Origin of the sequence: Undibacterium sp. (genome assembly GCF_030683615.1) — a bacterium.
Classification (GTDB): Bacteria; Pseudomonadota; Gammaproteobacteria; order Burkholderiales; family Burkholderiaceae_D; genus Undibacterium; species Undibacterium umbellatum.
Window position 1 is genome coordinate 123,317 of record NZ_JAUXQE010000043.1, and the last position, 19,151, is coordinate 142,467.

General features: G+C 49.0%; 13 protein-coding genes. 5 read left to right on the forward strand and 8 right to left on the reverse strand.

The features are described 5' to 3' along the window. Nucleotides 1-276: 276 nt before the first annotated feature. Entirely contained in the window at nt 277-2,919 is a 2,643-nt protein-coding gene (locus Q8K39_RS23710) for a zinc-dependent metalloprotease (protein WP_305263613.1), read from the reverse strand. Between the two features lie 611 nt (nt 2,920-3,530). On the opposite strand from Q8K39_RS23710, the gene Q8K39_RS23715 reads away from it, so the two are divergent. Further along, a complete protein-coding gene (locus Q8K39_RS23715) occupies nt 3,531-6,416 on the forward strand; it encodes a TonB-dependent receptor domain-containing protein (RefSeq protein ID WP_305263614.1) in 2,886 nt (961 codons plus the stop codon). A gap of 94 nt (nt 6,417-6,510) precedes the next feature. Further along, on the forward strand, nt 6,511-8,493 hold the full coding sequence (locus Q8K39_RS23720) for an alpha/beta fold hydrolase (RefSeq protein WP_305263615.1): 1,983 nt from the start codon (nt 6,511-6,513) through the stop codon (nt 8,491-8,493). Nucleotides 8,494-8,557: 64 nt separating this feature from the next. Here the strand turns inward: Q8K39_RS23720 and xerD are convergent, their stop codons facing one another. The 5 genes from xerD to Q8K39_RS23745 form a co-directional block, all read right to left on the reverse strand. Then, entirely contained in the window at nt 8,558-9,481 is a 924-nt protein-coding gene (xerD, locus tag Q8K39_RS23725) for a site-specific tyrosine recombinase XerD (RefSeq protein WP_305263616.1), read from the reverse strand. Then, nucleotides 9,472-9,996: a methylated-DNA--[protein]-cysteine S-methyltransferase gene (locus tag Q8K39_RS23730; RefSeq protein ID WP_305263617.1), complete on the reverse strand. Its 525-nt coding sequence runs from the start codon at nt 9,994-9,996 to the stop codon at nt 9,472-9,474. The genes xerD and Q8K39_RS23730 overlap by 10 nt, the downstream gene beginning before the upstream one ends. A gap of 442 nt (nt 9,997-10,438) precedes the next feature. Further along, the gene (locus Q8K39_RS23735; protein WP_186952429.1) at nt 10,439-11,719 is read right to left on the reverse strand and encodes a TRAP transporter large permease; all 1,281 of its coding nucleotides are present in this window, start codon (nt 11,717-11,719) and stop codon (nt 10,439-10,441) included. Continuing rightward, nucleotides 11,716-12,267 (reverse strand): TRAP transporter small permease, encoded by a 552-nt coding sequence (locus tag Q8K39_RS23740; protein ID WP_186952427.1) that lies wholly within the window; start codon nt 12,265-12,267, stop codon nt 11,716-11,718. Before Q8K39_RS23740 ends, Q8K39_RS23735 begins: the two co-directional genes overlap by 4 nt. 104 nt (nt 12,268-12,371) lie before the next feature. Next, complete coding sequence (locus Q8K39_RS23745; protein WP_305263618.1) at nt 12,372-13,376, reverse strand: TRAP transporter substrate-binding protein; 1,005 nt, start codon at nt 13,374-13,376, stop codon at nt 12,372-12,374. 139 nt (nt 13,377-13,515) lie between these two features. Between Q8K39_RS23745 and Q8K39_RS23750 the strand changes: the two genes are divergently transcribed. Genes Q8K39_RS23750 through Q8K39_RS23760 form a run of 3 tightly spaced genes read left to right on the forward strand, consistent with a single transcriptional unit; the run spans nt 13,516 to nt 17,015 of the window. Then, entirely contained in the window at nt 13,516-15,486 is a 1,971-nt protein-coding gene (locus Q8K39_RS23750) for an ATP-binding protein (protein ID WP_305263619.1), read from the forward strand. 41 nt (nt 15,487-15,527) lie between these two features. Then, nucleotides 15,528-16,118: a response regulator transcription factor gene (locus tag Q8K39_RS23755; protein ID WP_305263620.1), complete on the forward strand. Its 591-nt coding sequence runs from the start codon at nt 15,528-15,530 to the stop codon at nt 16,116-16,118. A gap of 6 nt (nt 16,119-16,124) precedes the next feature. Beyond that, complete coding sequence (locus Q8K39_RS23760) at nt 16,125-17,015, forward strand: AEC family transporter (RefSeq protein WP_186952419.1); 891 nt, start codon at nt 16,125-16,127, stop codon at nt 17,013-17,015. An 84-nt stretch (nt 17,016-17,099) separates the two neighbouring features. Here the strand turns inward: Q8K39_RS23760 and cdiI are convergent, their stop codons facing one another. Then, entirely contained in the window at nt 17,100-18,038 is a 939-nt protein-coding gene (cdiI, locus tag Q8K39_RS23765; RefSeq protein WP_305263621.1) for a ribonuclease toxin immunity protein CdiI, read from the reverse strand. Nucleotides 18,039-18,041: 3 nt separating this feature from the next. After that, entirely contained in the window at nt 18,042-19,124 is a 1,083-nt protein-coding gene (queG, locus tag Q8K39_RS23770; protein ID WP_305263622.1) for a tRNA epoxyqueuosine(34) reductase QueG, read from the reverse strand. Between the last annotated feature and the right edge of the window lie 27 nt (nt 19,125-19,151).

The window sequence follows — 19,151 nt, forward strand, 5'->3', positions numbered from 1 at the left end:
TAGCCCTAAAAATATGTGTTTTTTATGGAATTTTCTGCGTAACCAGAATTATGTTTTTAAAAATTGCATATTGAGCAAGCATTAAAATATATTTAGCACTGTTGTTTTTTCGTACTTACGCGGGAACTTTTCGCTGAGGAAAAAAAATAGTGCAAACTATTTAAGGCCAATTCGTAACACCTGCGCCCATAAAAAAGCCCGTGCAATGCACGGGCTTTTAACATTTAAATAATTGAATCAATAAAATTATGTAAATAGCAGATATTATTTACATCATTAAACGCCAGTCCTTACAAGCGAAGCCTTCAGCACTTCATTCAAGGTTGCCAGGCTCTCCGACAAGTGAGCGCGCGCTTCTGCACTCATAGGCTTGCCGACCGCAGCACGGATAGCCACCAACAACTGATTCGCCTGTTCTCTTTGCAGGCTGCGGGCATCTGCAGGAGTAGTTGCTGCTGGTTTCAACAAGGCATTTGATAAACGCTTCAGATGCTCGCGTTGCAGATTACGACGTGCAGAAACGATGTCGGCACCGCTGGACAATTCACTCCAGATACTGGTTTGCAAAGTGCCATACAGCTCATGCAAGGACAACACTTTCTTGGGATCACGTATTTTTTCTGCTGCGTTGAGCATACGTTGGGCAACGACATCCGACATCAACTGATCCAAAGCTGCTGTCTGCAAACCCAGCAAACGGGCAGATATGGAAATGTCGTTACGGTTGGCGCGCTGGAAATGATCCACACCCATACGGCTCAATAATTCAGGTGAGAAGACAAAGCTCTTTGCGGTGAACAAACTGTCAGAAACCAGCTTCAAGGCCTGACGCTGGCGCTCTGCGGCGATCGGTGTGTACGTTGCACGACCTGTACCAGCATGATCACGCAAGAAGGTAGTGCCGCCAACGAATTTGGTCGCTACTGGCATGGTACGGGCAAATTGACCGAAACCATACTCAAAACTGCGGCGCAGGGTTTCATAGCTATCGCCAGTCTTGAGCTGTCGAGTTTGCAGCCTGTCCCATAATTCACGCGAAATTGTTAGGCGCTTTTGGATGTAAGCCAGCGGATCTGAACCCAGATCAAAGACGTTGACATCGGGGTCGGATACCAGCGTTCCCATGGAATCCTCGTCTGTGCCATAGGCCAGCAAAGGTTCCGTAGAGCGCGATGCGATACGGGCCAGTTCTTCTTTTTCTTTGTCCGCGTCAACAGGCTTGTAAGCATACTCAATCGCCCAATAATCATAAGGTCCCAGGGACGACATCACATACTCCCCCTGAGGCTCGCCTTTGGTCGCCAGGTTGAAAGGGACATAATCCATGATGGAGCCAGCCATGCCATTGACTTTGGTAAAGGCCGGATCTTGCAATTGCTTCAAGGTATAAATCGTGGAAGAGCGGAAGTTGTGGCGCAAACCCAGAGTGTGGCCGACTTCATGCATGATCACATCTTTTACATAGGCTTGTGCCAGCGCTTCAGCCTTGGGGCTATCCATGTCGACTTCACCACGGGCATCCAGCAAATCCATGGCGAAACCCATTTCCATCGATGCCTCATGAGCAAAATTACATTCACCGTGGGCGTGGCCTGACATGGCATGTGCCTGCGCATCCTCACCTATCATACGGCGTGCGCCACGGGCGAACACATCTGACATGCCAATATCTGCATCCAGGATTTCACCACTGCGCTCATCGACACGCGAAGGGCCAATGGCGAAACCGACATCCGCACCGACAAACCAGCGTATCGAGGCATGACGCGCATCCATGGTGTCGAAATTGTCTTTTTCGGTTTGCTGTTTCGCCACAACAGCGTTTTTGAAACCTATCTTTTCAAATGCCTTGTTCCACTCCAGTACACCTTCGGTAATGGACTTGCGATATTTTTCTGGTACGTTTTTATCCAGCCAGTAAACAATAGGCTGTTTGGGTTCGGATAAAGCCGCTGCCGGGTCTTGCTTTTCCAGACGCCAGCGATTGACGAAATGGCGTGAAGTCTTGGGCTTGATATCTTCGGTGAAATCGTAGCTGGTCGTGACAAAGTGCCCTAAGCGGTCATCTGCAAGACGTGGGCGCATCACTTCTGCTGGCAAGGCTGCGAAATTAAAATAAAAGCCTACAAAGAAACTACGTGGATCAGGCGTCGTTTGTGGTGGCGTAGGCATAGGAACTGGTGGCGGCACCAGCGGCGCAGCAGCAATGCGTGGCGTGGCAAAGTGCGCATTGACGAAGAAACCAGCCAAAGACTCATCTGCAGTCAATTTACCGAAACTGGTATTCGGCTTGTCCAGTACATACATAGTACGGTAGGCAAATTCCAACCTTGTTGAGTAAGCAGGAATATCGTTGAACAGCAAGGTACTGGCATCTACCAAGATGCCTTTAGAATCACTATTCGGAGAACTCAAGACCGGAGCACTGGCCAACAAACTATCTGAAAAAGCCTGGGCTACGGCCAGTGCCTGAGGAGTACCTGGGGTTGCATAGAATTCTGTATTCCTGGCCAGCAATTGCACCTGATTGCCGATTCTTTTGAATACTGCCTGATAACCACGACCCATCTGGCTACCATACAAACCACGCTCACCTATGCTGTTGGGAATATTGTAAGTAAACAGGAAGGGCTTATCAAATTGCTCAGGACGGATTTCCATCCAGACCTTGTCGTCTTTCTGATACAGATTAAAAAAGCCCTTGAGCTCTTTTGCATCCTTGATGATATCTTTGAATGGGCGCAAACCAGGCGCTGGTGCGGGTGCTGCAACAGGTGCAACAGCAGGAGTTGCAGTAGCATTGCCATTCGTTGCAGGGCTTGCTGCAGGAGGTGTCTGAGCAAATGCAAGCTCACTCATGGCACACAACAAAAGGAGTAGGGTCTTTTTCTTGAAATGTACTTCTTTTGGCAATTTCATATTTTTTCCTGGTTAATTATTTTGACAGTAATACATGCACTTAACATAAACACACGTGCCACCAAGGTCATAGACCGACTATTACGTTACAAGTTCTTACAAGTTGCAGGAACTTATCAGCAGCTGCGATTTTTGCAGAAATCTTTAAATTTGAAAATTTTTTCGCATTTTTGAGAATCTGTTCAAATCAGAAAATCATCATGATTTGAAGACATTTTCTTTCATATAGTTCATATTTTCTTCATTTTATAAGCATATTCATAGAAATTATATGGAATTGAATGCATTTGCAAAATGATCACTTAATTTCAAATTCATGAAAAATTAGAAATTAAATTTTCATTTCTTGTCGCCGTCAAACAACAGCAAGTCAAAATTTGGTAACAAATGCTTTCCACCAAAGGTATTTTATTTACATAATAAAGTTCTGTTTGATTCATTGCCTTTCATTTCCTCCGCGCAAATATAGAGAAGAAAGATTTGGCGAAAATTCATCAGACAGCAGTACAGAAAAGTTTGGAAATTCACAAAATTTTTGAAACTTCACCCTGGCTGCTTAAACGGATCCGGCACCCGATTGCATCTGGTCTATCAACAAAGAGGGAACAATAATGATATTTAAAGAAAAAATAGGCGTGCAGTCAGTGCGCCTGGCGCTCAGCGTATTTGCTGGCTCCATGCTGATCGGGGGCTATGCCCACGCTCAGACTGAAGCACCACAACGTATCGAAATTACCGGCTCGAACATCAAGCGTGCAGATAAAGAAGGAACTTCACCGATACAAACCATCACTGCTAAAGAAATCACGCAAAGTGGTGCAACTACGGTGTTGGAGTTGTTAAAAAATGTCCCGTCCATGGGTACTGGTGGTTATAACGATACACCAGATCAAAATGGCTTTTCCCGTGGTGTTGCAACAGCCTCCTTGCGCGGCCTGGGCTCTACTTCGACACTTATCCTGTTGAACGGCCGCCGCATGACGCCATCTGCGTATGCAAATCCAAACAATGGTCAGTCCACGCTGTACGATCTGAACAGCATCCCAATTTCAGCAATCGAAAAAGTAGAAATATTCAAGGATGGCGCATCTGCGATTTACGGTTCTGATGCGGTTGCTGGCGTTATCAACTTCATTACCAAACGTGACTATCAGGGCGGTGAAGCTTCTGTCAAAGTCGGCGCCAATGACGACCGTGAATTTGGTCGTCAAAATGTCAACGCTACGATAGGTTTCGGTGACTATTCGAGCCAGGGTTACAATGTCCTGTTTGCTATTGATTACAGAAAACAAAATGCTACAACAGTGCAAAATGGCTCAAATGATATAGAAGCCAAGCTGTATTCTGATATCAATTTCCGCCTGAATCCTTACAGCAGCAGCATTTCCAACCAGGCATTCTTTTATAAAGAACGTACACCTGGTGCACTGTCGTTTTTCACGACTGGCGCGACTGTCATCAATCAAACCAATTGTGATGCATCCCGCAAACTGGTAGGCGGCGCTGAGCATAATATTGCTGCTACCAGTGTACTGCGTGGCCGCACTTTCTGTAATTACGATCTGGAAGCCAGCACCGACGTACAAAGCAAAGGTGATGATGTCAACTTCATGACCGTTGGTAACCTGAAGATCAATGACAAGCTGTCGGCTTTTGGTGAATTTGCTTACACAGATTCTAAGCGCGTATATCGCTCCCCGGCACGCAGCATCAGCGGCACTTCACCTACCACGAACTTCCTGGTTGGCGGTCTGGCGACACCTTTCCAGGCAATTTTGCCGGTTGGGCACCCTGACAATCCAAACAAGGACGCTCGCTCAGCAGTTGCTTATCGCTTCGAAAATTTAAGAACTGGTACCGACTTGCAAAATCAGAGCGCCCGCTTGGTCGCTGGCTTGAAGGGCAGTATCTCTACTTGGGACTGGGAAAGCGCCGTACTGTGGAATCGCTCCAAGCGCAATGAAGTAGCCCATGGTTTCTTGTACCTGCCTACACTGCGCAAGTTAATTACAGAAAACCGTTCGCTGGCTTCATTGGCTGCTGATCCAACCATCAGTCCTGACTTAACCAATATCGGCACTGCTGAAATCACCCAATGGGATGGCAAAGCAACAACCGAGTTTGGCTCTCTCGGTGGCGGTGCAATTGGTTTCGCTGCTGGTGTTGAGTTACGCCAGGAAAAACTGACGATAGATCCAGACCCTATCAATGCACGTGGTGACGTACTTGGTTTGTCCACAACAGCAATCAATGCGCAACGCAATGTTTCATCTGCTTTCGTTGAATTACGCACACCATTCCTTAAAAACTTTGAAATGGACTTTGCTGGCCGCTACGATAAATATCCAAGTTTCAAAGGTAATTTCGTACCTAAGGTTGGTGCAAAATGGACAGTCACAGATGGTTTGGCTTTCCGTGGTACTTATGCCGAAGGTTTCCGCGCACCAGCGTTGTCACAAGTTGCGGCAGGTGGTGCCCAGTTCTTCCTGAACGGTACAGTTGACCCTATCCGTTGCCCAAATGGTGCAAATCCAGTTGCAGGTGCAGAACAGGCTGATTGCTCCAAGAGCGTTTCCGGTGTAGGCGGTGCCAATCCAGAACTGAAGCCAGAAAAATCCAAGAGCTATGCTTTAGGCATGATCTACTCTCCTTCATCCAATTTTGACGTGGTTATAGATGCCTATAAACTGCGTCAAGAAGGTGAAGTTGCTCTGAGTAGCTCAACTTTCCTGTTGGAACATCCAGCCAATTTCCCAGCGGACTATATCTTACGCGATACTAATCCACTGAATCAGTTGAAAGATGCCAACGGTAACCCTATTCCAGGTACAGGTCCATTGCTGGCTGTCAAAACTCCTTGGGTAAATCAAGGCAGTACTGAAGTGAGCGGCGTTGATGTTGAGCTGAAATTGCGCAACAACCTCGGCGAAAATGGCAAGTTGACGACTTCTTTGAAATCTACCTACCTGATTTCATATCGTCGCGCAGAAGCACCTGGTGATGCAGAGAGAAATGCTGTTGGTACAAATGGTGGCTTGAACGACTGGGCAACGTCTGTTGGTTCCATTCCACGTCTGCGCGCCTCCCTGTCTAGCGTCTGGGAAAAAGGTCCACATACTGTTTATGGCACATTGCGCTTCACAGACAGCATTGCTCAATATCGTCGTTATGACAATGCCGACACCTACCCTGTACCGTATTGCCACTACGGCTCAGGTCAACCAGCAAGTGCAACTTCAATCCAGCTCCAGCCGAACTACAACAAGTATTTCCCTGATTGCCAAATGGCGAGCTGGACTACTTTGGATTTAGGTTACAGCTACTCTGGTATCAAGAATCTGACACTGGGCCTGAATATCAGGAACATTACAGATTCAAAAGCACCGTATGCTCCTGGTTCCAACACCAGTACAACAGTGCAGCAAGGTTACAACACCACTTTGCATAATAACTTCGGTCGTTATTTCACGTTATCAGCAAAATACGTTTTCCGTTGATTCGGTGACGTAGTGTAATGAATAAACGCCTCGTATTCCGGGGCGTTTATTTTTGGTGCTGTTTATTTTTTTTTAAAATTTCATGGAAAAAACAATGAATCAAATGATAATTTCCGTGTTCCGATGTTTTTCCGTCGGGGCAATTATTGCAGGCAGCCTGGCATTGCCAGCATATGCTGACAGCGTGTCTGAGCGCATCCCTGTAGAAAAATTCTTCAAGAGCCCACAAATCAATGGGATCCGCTTCTCACCTGACGGCAAATATTTAGCAATGATTTCCGCTGGTGCTAATGAGAGATTAAATCTTGCTGTCATGAATCTCACTAGCCGCACTCCCAAGATCCTGGCACAGTATGAAAAAAGTGACGTCACTTTCTTTTCCTGGGTGAACAATAATCGATTGGTATTCGGTATTGGCGACAGAAAACTGGGGGCTGGCGAAGTCTATAAAGGTAGCGGTCTGTTTGCAGTCAATAAAGATGGCTCAGAATTTCGTCAACTGATAGAAACGATGGGGAGTTCTGGTAAATTTCGCGTGCTGACTTCGCGTCATTACTTTGTCAGTTCGACAGGTGTGGAGAATTCAGACGATGTAATAGTCGCTCATGGTAGTGGCACCAGGCAAAATCCGACGGCCAGCATTCTGAAATTAAATACGCTGACTGGCTATAACGAAATCATACAGACGCCGCCCAACTCCACCGGAGTTCTGACTGATATGTCTGGTGAACCACGTATTGCCATGACAAACCTGGATGAAATAAGTGGTGTTCAGTATAAAGACCCAAACACCAAACAATGGCGCAAGCTCATAGAATATAACGGCAGAACAGAAGATGGTTTCTCTCCCGCATTTATCGCACCGGATGGCCAGCTCTACGTGACTGCGAATCAGGGGCAGGATACCAAATCTGTGTATCGCTACGATCTGGAAAAAAATCAGATTGATGCAACTCCCCTTATCTCCGCCAAAGGCTTTGATTTTTCAGGCAGTTTTATTTTTAACAAAAAACAAAACAAGCTTTTGGGTGTGCGTTATGAAACTGATGCACCAGGAGTGACGTGGTTTGATGAAAAATACAAGGCGATACAAAAGAAAATCGACGAAAAATTACCTAACACTGTCAATATGCTGACCATTGCCGAAGGCGATGAAAGTAACGTCGTATTGGTCACCTCATTTTCAGACATTCACCCTGGATCGACATTCTTGTTCGACACAAAGGCTGAGCAATTCACCGCAATTGGTGACAGCTTGCCTGAAGTGGATTCCAAAAAAATGTCTTACCAGGATTTCTTCCGCATTAAGGCACGTGATGGTATGGAAATCCCGGTTTACCTGACCTTGCCGCGTAATAGCACAGGTAAAAATCTGCCCATGGTGGTCATGGTGCATGGCGGTCCGTATGTGCGTGGTGGGCGCTGGGGCTGGAATCCGCAAACCCAATTCCTTGCCTCGCGCGGTTATGCGGTTCTGGAACCAGATTTCCGTGGCAGTACTGGCTATGGCAAAAATCTGTTCAAGTCTGGCTGGAAGCAATGGGGACTGGCCATGCAGGATGACATCACCGATGCGACAAAATGGGCAATAGAAAAAGGCTATGCCGATGCCAACCGCGTTTGCATCGCAGGTGCCAGTTACGGTGGTTATGCAGTACTGATGGGATTAATCAAAGACCCGGACCTGTACCGTTGCGGTATCAGTTGGGTAGGTGTGTCTGATATCAATTTGCTGTATGACGTCACCTGGAGTGACCAGGATGGCAGCGCATGGCAGCGTTTTGGCATGCCTATCCTGATCGGTGACCAGCAGAAGGATGCTGAACAATTGAAAGCGACTTCCCCTGCGGAGCAAGCCCACAGACTGACCAAGCCCTTGATTCTTGCTTATGGTGTTGCTGACAGACGCGTACCTCTGATACATGGTGAAAAATTCAAAAAAGCAGCTCCAGCAAATGCCAAAATTGAGTGGATCACTTATAAGGAAGAAGGCCATGGCTGGCGTCTGCTGAGAAACAACGTCGACTTCTGGACCAAGGTGGAAAAATTCCTGGATGAGAATACCGCTGTTAAATAAATTCTAATGTCCCAATTAAAAATCCACGCTCAGCGTGGATTTTTTTTGAATACAACAAGACAACTCAACCTCGCGGATGATGATCCGCATGTAGTTTCTTCAAACGTTCTCGCGCCACATGCGTATAAATTTGCGTCGTTGAAATATCCGCATGGCCCAGTAATAATTGGACTACCCGCAAATCAGCACCATGATTCAGCAAGTGTGTTGCAAACGCATGACGCAAGGTGTGCGGCGACAAATGGGTAGTGATATTTGCCTGCAAGGCATATTTTTTGATGAGTATCCAGAACATTTGCCTGGTCATGGCAGCACCGCGTGCAGTCACGAACAAGGCGTCATCGATCTGGCCGTTCAGGATGGCTGGCCTGCCCTCGTGCAGATAGCGCTCCATCCAGGCCCTTGCCACTTCACCAAATGGCACCAGCCTGGTTTTGTCACCTTTGCCAGTTATGCGCAATACGCCTTCATTCAGCCCGACTTCTATCGAACGCAAACCTACCAGCTCGCTGACGCGCAAGCCACAGGCATACAGTAATTCCAGCATGGTCCTGTCACGCAAGCCATGCGGATTGCTGTCATCCGGGGCTTGCAACAAGGCGACTACCTGCGCTTCGCTGAGGGTCTTGGGCAAACGCTGTGCCTGCTTGGCCGAACGCAATTTACTGCAGGGGTTCTGGCTGACCAGGTTCTGACGGAAGGCGAGCAGGTAAAAGCGCTTGAGCACGCTCATGCGGCGGTTGGCCGAGCTGGCTTTGGAAGTCTCGTGTTTTGCCGCAATATAGGTATTGATATCAGCGTGGCTGACTTCATGCAAATGCTTGCCCTGCTCTGTATGCAGATATTCGGCAAACAAGCGCATGTCGCGGCGATAAGCTTCTATGGTGTTTTTTGCAAGTCCATCTTCCAGCCATAAGGCATCACAAAACTGGTCGATTTGCCCAATCAATTGTTCAGGCAAAATGACAGGCAAAGGCTTTATTTCCACAATGCTTCCTGGGTAAAACCAGCTACACCTTCATGTGTCAGCAACCAGCGTTTCACACCGAGGTGAAATCCAGTCTCATCATCATGATGGGCAAAACCACCCAGACCGCCAGCGGCAGTGACCCGATGGCAGGGTATCACCAAGGGATACCAGTTGGCACCGCAAGCCTGGCCTACCGCACGTGGCGCCGAGCGTATGTGTTTGGCAATCTGCCCATAAGTCAGCACCTGGCCACGCGGTATCGAAGAAATCGCTTGCCAGACCCTCGCTTGAAAAGCTGTGCCAGCCTCTTTCAAAGGCAGCTTGAATTGAAAGTCGGGATCTTGTAAATAACTTGCCACTTGTTTTGCAGCTTTTTCAGCCACCTTGTCAGCAGGCGCTTTTTCCTGGAAGCGTGGCGGCAGATACACCAGTTCACTGACGTGCTGGCCTTCACAGCGTATGCCTACGGCACCGAAAGGTGCTTCAACGATAGCAGAGAAAAGGCCTGATTCCTTGGATTCATTATCCAGCATGGGTTTCCTTTTTGACAAAGAAAAAAAGGCGCATCATCCGATGCGCCTTTAAAACGTCTTTCGCGTTTTCGGCTGTTTAGTGTATGCGATTTTTAACATCTTCACATTCACTCAGCTTGTAGTAAAAACGCGCGTCTCCTCAGTGTGTACGGTATTGTTACCGTTATTTTGCACTACCGCCTTTTAAACCTGTGTGTTTTTTATTATTGTTTTTGTCTTGCAGAAATCTGAACTGCCGTGAATATAGCATGACAAGTTTTGGCTTTCAAAATAAAAATGACGCAAAACGGTGCACTGTTGCAGATATGTGAAAATTGATCATAATCCTAAAAAATGTGCTAGGCAAGACCAATTTTAATTCTGCCAAAATAAAAATTGCCGTATTTCCTTGCGGGAAATACGGCAATTTCTTTTAAACTTTTGCTAAGTTACTTTGTTTAACTTATTTGTAAATCAAATTTGGCAACCACATCGTGATTTGCGGCACGTAAGTAATCAACAGCAGAAAACCTACCATCGTCATCAGCCATGGCAACACTGCGATGGTCAGCTCGGTAATCCCCATTTTGGTGATTCCTGAAGCGACATACAAATTCAGCCCGACTGGTGGATGACACATGCCTACTTCCATGTTTACCACCATGATGATGCCAAAATGCACAGGGTCGATACCCAGCTTCATGGCGACCGGGAACAGGATAGGTGCCATGATCAGGACGATGGAAGATGGCTCCATGACATTACCAGCCAGCAGCAGGAGTATGTTCACCACCAGCAGGAAGCTGATCACCCCAAAACCCTTGTCCATGATCCAGCCAGCCATGGCTTGAGGGATATTTTCACTGGTCATCAGGAAAGAGAACAACACCGCATTCGTGATGATGTACAACAACATCGCCGACATGGCTGCAGAATCCAGCAAGACCTTGGGTACTTTCTTGATGGTCATGTCCTTGTACACAAACACGGCAACAACAAAGGCATACACGGCAGACACTGCGGCAGCTTCTGTCGGTGTGAACATACCAGAATAGATACCACCCATGACGATCACTATCAGCAACAAACCCCAGGCACTCTTACGGAAAGCGGCCCAGCGTTCTGCCCAGCTTGCCTTGGGCATGCGTGGATAATTATGTTTTTTCGCCAAGAACCAGGTCGTCAAACCCAGGAGGAAGGCTAGCATCAAGCCAGGTATCACACCCGCCATGAACAATTGGCCAACTGAGGTATTGGTAGAGACCGAATACATCACCATGACGATAGAAGGCGGGATCAAAATACCCAGCGCACCAGAGGTAGTGATGACACCTGCACCAAAGCCTTTTGGATAGCCCTGTTTCACCATCGCTGGCAAAATGATGGAGCCAATCGCGACCACGGTCGCTGGTGACGAACCGGATACCGCTGCAAACAGTGCGCAAGCCATAACGCCAGCCAGCGCTAACCCACCGTGCCAGTGGCCAACCATGGAAGCGGCAAAATTGATCATGCGCCGCGCCACCCCGCCATGGGTCAGGAAATTGCCTGCCAGGATAAAGAAGGGGATCGCCATGATCTCAAACTTCTCTATACCCGTGAACAACTTCAATGCCACCGATGCGATTGGCACGTCGGTCATGGCGAACAGGAAGGTCAATACCGTCAGACCCAGCGATATCGAAATCGGCATGCCTGTCAGCATCAACACTAACAACAAGATAAATATAATCGCGGCGTTCATGCTTTCACCTCATCTTCCAGGCCTTCAACATGGGCATGATCATGCTTGGGTAATTCACCAGTCTTGATGAAAGTCCAGGCAACTTGCAAGAAACGGAAACACATCAGGTAAGAACCCAGCGGTATCGCCAGATAGACCCACCACATCGGGATTTCCATATCGGCTGAAGTCTGTTCAGTATGCGACATTTCCCAGACAAAACTTGCACCCAGGGTACCAACGATACCAGTGAACAAGGCACCAGACAGCAAACCCAGAACAACAAACTTGTTGTGCCATTGCGGATTCATTTTATTGATCAGTACGTCAACACCTACGTGAATGCCGGTACGTACACCATAAGCTGCGCCAAACTTGGCCATCCACACAAACATGTAGATAGTCAGTTCCTGCGCCCAACTGGTATTAAGCTTCAGCAACGCATCTTGCAAACCAGGTATGGCAAAACCCGAGAGATAGCGATGTACTACCGCAACAAAAATGACTAGTGTGGCCGCCCCCATAAGGGTAGCGATCAGCCATTCTTCAAGGTGATCGAGAAATTTCATATAAGCTCCTGAACTGGGAAGCAGAACGCCGACCCGGAACCATGCGCGAATGCGCAGACTGTAGAGAATGCCACCATGAACAGGCCATGGTGGCAGGCAGGATATTATTTATAGCCGAGTTTGACGGCTTCTTTATTCACATTGGCAATCAAATCTTTGCCTATGCGACCTTCCATGTCTTTCTGTACTGGCAACAAGGTCTTGCGCCATTCGGCTTTTTCCTTGTCGGTCAAAGCGTAAACCGTCGTTTTGCCAGATTTCTTGACCGCTTCCAGAGAATTATCATTCTCTTGCTGGGCGATGGCGTTGGCATACTTGGTTGACGACTTCATCGCCTCATCCAGCTGTGCACGCACATCGGCTGGCAAGCCATCCCAGAATTTTTTGTTGACGATCACCGCATATCCCAGATAACCGTGGTTGGTGACGGTTACATGCTTTTGCACCTCATGCATTTTCTGGGTGTAGAGGTTGGATGGCGGATTCTCTGTGCCATCAACCACACCGGTTTGCAATGCCTGATACACCTCGGAGAATGCCAGCACCTGAGGATTGGCGCTCAAGGCACGCATTTGCGCATCCAGCACTTTGGATGATTGTATGCGCAGCTTTTGGCCCTTCATGTCTGCTGGCAAATGCATGGGCTTGTTGGAAGACATGACCTTGAAGCCGTTGTCCCAAAATGCCAGGCCAGTGATTCCCTTGGATTCGAGTTTTTTCATCAAATCCTTGCCAATTGGGCCTTCAGTCACTGCATACAGCACATCTTTGGACGGAAAAATGTAAGGCAGATCGAAGACTTCAAATTCCTTGACGCCCAAGGGGCCAAACTTGGCCAGCGAAGGAGCCAGCATCTGCACGGCACCCAATTGCAGGGCTTCCAGTTCTTCCTTGTCTTTGTACAAAGTGCTGTTAGGATACAGTTCAACCTTGACGCGTCCCTTGGTGGCTTTTTCGGCCAGCTCCTTGAAACGTTCGGCAGCCTTGCCTTTTGGCGTATCGTTTGCCACTACATGACTGAATTTGATGACGATGGGTGCCTGTGCAAACGCAGCACCACTCACCAAAGAGGCAGCCACCAGAGAAAACAACAGGGATTTCAGTTTCATCTTTGTCTCCGATCTTTATAAGGGTTATTACACTGATTATTTCAACCAAAGCATTATCTTGCAACTGTGGAAAACCACAAGGCTTAATTGTTTTTCTGTGCATCTGTTGATAAACCCCACGCTGAAGTAAACTATCAAGATGAAAAGTTCGCACCGCTCCCAATCCTGGCCCAACCAAAAATGGCGCTGGATTATCCCCATCTTGCTGTTGTTGTTGTTTTTATCCACGCTGATCTGGTTACCGTGGCAGGCGCAACGCATGGAAGCCAATGAGCGTCAGGAACAATTGATTGCTGATTCGCTGTGGGTAGAGCAAGCCATACAGTTCCAACTCACCCGCAATGATGAAGTCTTGCGCCAGATAGGCAGCGACATCAAGGCAGCAAAACTCCAAAAAGAAGCTGTGCTTGAGCGTTTCAACACCATACTCAAGAACAATCGTGAAATCCAGCGCATCGCCTGGTATGACGTCAGCAACAAGGTCCTGGTTGATACCAGAGAATCCCTGCAAGCCAGCGCCGAACGCCTGCCCTTGCCCCATTTTGAATTTGGCTCGCTGGATATCAGTGAAGAAACGGCATGTCTGAAACCCGTGCTTGAGATCAATGCCAGGAATGCCTACCTCATGCATTGCCAGATCCCGCTGGTCAGGGATGAGCGCCGGATAGGCAGCATGATGATCAGCTACCGCATGAATGCCTTACTGGAAGAGCTGGTGCCCTGGTGGTTTGCCCAGGATAATCAAATAACCATCACCGATATCGATGACCGTATCCTTGCCGAACGCAGTGCCGGTGGCAGCGGCAAAAACGTCTATACCCATAGCCGCGCCCTTGAGTTACCCAGCCTGACCCTGGTATTGCGCACCAATAGCATCAAGACTGAACCAAAGTTACTGTCCAACTTGCTGGTGCTGTCAGTCATTCTGTTATCAATAGGCCTGATCTGGAGCTTACTGGCGCTGTGGCGGGATATCAACCGGCGACTGGCCGCAGAAGGTGCATTGCGCCAGCAAGTCACTTTTCGCACTGCGATGGAAAATTCACTGGTCACAGGCTTGCGGGCACGCGACATGAGCGGCCGCCTGACCTATGTCAACCCGGCATTTTGCCGCATGGTGGGTTTCCCGGCTGAAGAAATCATAGGACGCATCCCCCCCATGCCTTATTGGGCACCGGAGGCCATAGAAGAATACCAGCAACGCTTTACCCAGTTACTGGCAGGCACTGTTCCTTCAGAAGGTTTTGAAACTATCTACCAGCATGCCAGTGGTGAACGCATTCCTGTGCTGATTTATGAATCGGCCCTGATTGATGAGCATGGCAAGCAAACGGGTTGGATGAGTTCCATTCTCGATATTTCTGAACTCAGGCGGGCGCAGGAATTGAGCCGTCAGCAAGAAGAAAAACTGCATACCAGCGCCAAGCTTGCCACCATGGGCGAAATTGCTTCCATGCTGGCGCATGAACTGAATCAGCCACTGGCGGCCATTTCCAGTTATACCACTGGTGCAGTCAACCTCTTGCAGGCTGGTGTGATGGACCGCAGTCTTTTCCAGAGTGCGCTGGAAAAAGTCAACGCCCAGGCGCAGCGCGCTGGCCAGATTATACGTAGCGTGCATGAATTCGTGAAAAAACGCGAAGCCGCCCGCGAGCCTCTGCAAATTGCCGACTTGATACAAAGCGCCATGCCACTGGTAGAGCTACAGGCGCAGGCCAGCCATGTCGCCCTGCAATGGAAAATCAAGCCCCAGTTGCCCTTGGTACTGGCAGACCGCGTCCTGCTTGAGCAAGTGCTGCTGAACCTGACCCGGAATGGCATCGAGGCTATGCAAACCACAGCACCAGAAAAACGCATACTGCGAGTGGAAGCGGTGCTGGATGAGGCCAGCCAGCAAATCATCGTCAGCGTGACCGACCGAGGCCATGGCATACCGACTGAAGTGGCAGAAAAGCTGTTTTCACCGTTTTTCACCACCAAGTCTGCGGGCATGGGCATGGGTTTAAATATCTGCCGCACCGCGATCGAATTCCATGGCGGCAGGCTCTCACATCATGAAAATCCAGCCGGTGGTACTATTTTCCAATTTGCCTTACCAATACAAGACTAGCGCAACAAAAGCAGTGCGCCAGATAATATACAGGAGACAACATGCTACATATCATTGACGATGAAGAGGTCATACGCGACTCTTTATCCTGGCTGGCCAGGTCCAGGCAAATTGCCGCACACAGCTATGAAAGCGCAGAAAAATTCCTGCATGCGCTCGACAAGCCCCTGATCTTTGACAGCCAGGGTGATTGCATCTTGCTGGACGTTCGCATGCCCGGCCTGACCGGCATCAATCTGTTTGAAATGCTGGCGGCCCGGCAATTGACCAAACGCTTGCCTGTTATTTTCCTGACAGGCCATGGTGATGTACCAATGGCGGTAGACACGCTGAAACGCGGTGCTTTTGATTTTTTTGAAAAACCCTTCAATGACAACAAGCTCATGGACAGGGTGCAAGAAGCCCTGGCAATCTCCCGCCAGGCAAGTTCTGCGGCACTGGTACACGACCGCCTGGCCAGCCTGTCTGCCAGGGAAAAAGAAGTGCTGGACCTGATCTTGCTGGGCAAAATGAACAAGGTCATCGCCGATCAACTGGGCATCAGCATGCGTACCGTCGAAGTGCACCGCGCCCATATCTTTGACAAAATGCAGGTCAAGACTGCAGTAGAACTGGCGGGATTGCTGAAGTAAAGAACGATGTCGATTTTCACCCTGCTATTCCCCGACTTTAGCCTGATACTCATCGGTTTTCTGCTGGCACGTCATGCTCACTGGGGCGGGCATTTCTGGGCTGGGGTGGAAAAGATCGTTTACTTCATCATGTTCCCCGCCCTGCTGTTTTACACCACATCGCGCACCCGTTTTGACTTTCACTCGACGGGGCATTTACTGCAGGTCGCTGTCATCACAACCGCTTGTGGCATGTTGCTGGGCTGGATGGCAAAATTCATGTTCAAGACTGCTCCCAGGATATTTGAATCAGGCGTACAAACTGCATTTCGCTTCAACTCCTATATCGCCCTGGCCATCGCCTCGCGCATGGCTGGCGAACAGGGCACCGCGCTGATGGCCTTGCTGATAGGTTTTCTGGTCCCCATGTGCAATATGGGTGCCGTGTATGCCCTCGCGCACAATAGCGGCAGGCTCATGAAAGAAATCGCCAGCAACCCGCTGGTAATCGGCACCGCCAGCGGCGTCTTGTTCAGTGTGCTTGAGATTCCCATACCTGAAGGTATTACCGCCACTCTGTCACGCCTGGGCAATGCCTCGATTGCGCTGGGTTTGCTGGCCGTCGGCGCTGGCATGCGCCTGTCTGGCCTGCGTGAAGCCAAGGGCATCGCTGCCTATTTTTTATCAGTGAAGCTGCTGGCCCTGCCATTGATCGCCTTGTTCCTGGGTCGCTGGCTGGAATTGCCGCCACTGCAACTGCAAATCGCCGTCGTCTTCTGCGCCCTGCCTACCGCATCGAGCGCCTATGTACTGGCAGCGCGCATGGGTGGGAATGGGCCGTTTGTGGCGTTTTTGATTTCGGCAAGTACAGTGTTGTCTGTGTTGACTTTGCCGGTGTGGTTGAGTTTGGTGCGGTGAAGTCAAACAACATCCGTTTTATGGATCACTTGACTGGAGTATGCATGTACAGTGAAAGCTGCAACCTATCAGTCCACTGCAACACTATCGACAGGCTGCAATCTCTGCTTCCAGCCATTCGCGGTGATTTGCTACCACATGAAAGAAATTGGCTGGTGAATGATAATCCTGAGAAGATATCTTATTGTCGTGTTGCATCAAGGCTGAACTACCAGGAGGCCATCCCCATGCAGCCCAAAATTTCGCCAATTTTATGAGCCCGTACAAAGGGTCAGAATCAATATCCGATAAAATACTGTCGAGCAAAATGAGTAACCATTTTTGCCTGGACTTTTCCAAATTTATGCCTTTGGCTTGACAGATTTTCTCGATCCTTTCGCATAAATCAAGAGAGTTGTATCCGCTGTTTGCAGCCAGATCTACAATAAATTCCAGCAAGGGATCATCAATAGAGACTTCCTCAAGCTCATGGTATGCAAAATCCTTCACGAGAGAAGGACTCAAACACTCATCAATGCCTTGCATACCTACCACTTCCAGCAAAACAACTCCCCAGTCGATCAAATGATGGAAACATGGCTCATACACAGCTTTGTCAATCGTGCTTATGCTGGCTTTGCTGGTATCCCTTTTTAGCATCTCAAATCCTGATGTAATCTCTATTTTCCTGCAATTATTTTGTATTTTTTCCAATAAGGCATTGACCAGACTCACGTTATCTTGATGTTTACTGCAATAGTTTTTACAAGCCTTGCCGACTTGCTCAACAAAATCGACCTCAGCCAGTGTGATCCTTGACACGCCAACCCAGACCCGCACGCCTACAAAATAATATTCTGCATCATATTCAGTCAGGTCTGGAAAACGATAGCCTATTTCATTCCATACAAACCCTGTTCTTGCGGAAAAATATTCCAGAAACCGGACGAAATTCCCGCTTTGATAGATGCATTCAAGGTAGTTGACCAAGACGGGATTTCCGTTTGAAGTAGCTTCTCTATTACCAAATAAATAGTCCGCCATCGCTTAATGCTCCACCCCATGTCGCTCCAAAGCCCACACCACATGCTCCCTCACCATCTCTGAAGGATGATCTCGCCGCGCGTTTAAAGCCGCAACAATCTCTGCATCGCCCTTCATCACAGAAGCTGCATTCCCCAGCCCAACCGCGATATTACGCAACCAACGCTCATGGCCTATGCGTCGTATCGGGCTGCCTTCCAGCATGCGCAGGAATTGTTCTTCAGTCCAGGCAAACAGATGCACCATGCGGGCATTGTCGAGGCCATTGCGAACGGCAAAATCATCAACGGCGGCTGCCTGGGCGAACTTGTTCCAGGGGCACACCAGTTGGCAATCATCACAGCCATACACCCGATTGCCAATCAAAGAACGCAACTCTACCGGTATGCTGCCGTGCAATTCTATGGTCAGGTAAGACACGCACAAACGCGCATCGACGGTATAAGGTGCGACTATCGCCTTGGTTGGGCAAACATCCATGCAGGCGCTGCACTGGCCGCAGTGCTGGCCGACTGGTTCATCGACTGGCAAGGGAATATCGATCAGGATTTCACCGAGAAAGAACATCGAGCCAGCCTCGCGGCTGAGCAACAGACTATGTTTTCCGCGCCAGCCCAGGCCTGCCTTTGCTGCCAGCGCTACTTCCATGACGGGTGCAGAATCGGTAAATACCCGGTAGCCGAAGGGGCCTATGGCTTTTTCTATGCGTTCAGCCAGTTGCTGCAGACGGGTGCGCAAGACTTTGTGGTAGTCGCGGCCACGTGCGTACAGTGAAATTACGGCCTTGTCTGCCGCCTGCCCCTGTTCTTCGGCGCGCCAGCTTTCAGTCCTGGGCAAATAATTCATGCGGGCAGAAATCACTCTGACCGTGCCCGGCACCAACTCTGCCGGGCGGGTGCGTTTGCTGCCGTGGCTGGCCATATAAGCCATTTCGCCGTGGTAGCCAGCATCCAGCCAGGCCTGGAAGCTGCCTTCTATATGCGACAGATCGACATCAGCTATGCGTAGTTCGGCAAAACCCAGTTCTTTGCCCCAGAGGCGTATTTGCCCCGCCAGATCGGCCAGGGCTGTGCTGTCCAGACTCACGCGCTCGGCCCTCTGGTGTACACAGAA

What these genes read in the sequence shown, in the direction of transcription:
- Q8K39_RS23710 (WP_305263613.1), bottom strand. Translation starts at nt 2,919, where the DNA reads ATGAAATTGCCAAAAGAAGTACATTTCAAGAAAAAGACCCTACTCCTT.
- Q8K39_RS23715 (WP_305263614.1), top strand. Translation starts at nt 3,531, where the DNA reads ATGATATTTAAAGAAAAAATAGGCGTGCAGTCAGTGCGCCTGGCGCTC.
- Q8K39_RS23720 (WP_305263615.1), top strand. Translation starts at nt 6,511, where the DNA reads ATGAATCAAATGATAATTTCCGTGTTCCGATGTTTTTCCGTCGGGGCA.
- Q8K39_RS23730 (WP_305263617.1), bottom strand. Translation starts at nt 9,996, where the DNA reads ATGCTGGATAATGAATCCAAGGAATCAGGCCTTTTCTCTGCTATCGTT.
- Q8K39_RS23735 (WP_186952429.1), bottom strand. Translation starts at nt 11,719, where the DNA reads ATGAACGCCGCGATTATATTTATCTTGTTGTTAGTGTTGATGCTGACA.
- Q8K39_RS23740 (WP_186952427.1), bottom strand. Translation starts at nt 12,267, where the DNA reads ATGAAATTTCTCGATCACCTTGAAGAATGGCTGATCGCTACCCTTATG.
- Q8K39_RS23745 (WP_305263618.1), bottom strand. Translation starts at nt 13,376, where the DNA reads ATGAAACTGAAATCCCTGTTGTTTTCTCTGGTGGCTGCCTCTTTGGTG.
- Q8K39_RS23750 (WP_305263619.1), top strand. Translation starts at nt 13,516, where the DNA reads ATGAAAAGTTCGCACCGCTCCCAATCCTGGCCCAACCAAAAATGGCGC.
- Q8K39_RS23755 (WP_305263620.1), top strand. Translation starts at nt 15,528, where the DNA reads ATGCTACATATCATTGACGATGAAGAGGTCATACGCGACTCTTTATCC.
- Q8K39_RS23760 (WP_186952419.1), top strand. Translation starts at nt 16,125, where the DNA reads ATGTCGATTTTCACCCTGCTATTCCCCGACTTTAGCCTGATACTCATC.
- cdiI (WP_305263621.1), bottom strand. Translation starts at nt 18,038, where the DNA reads ATGGCGGACTATTTATTTGGTAATAGAGAAGCTACTTCAAACGGAAAT.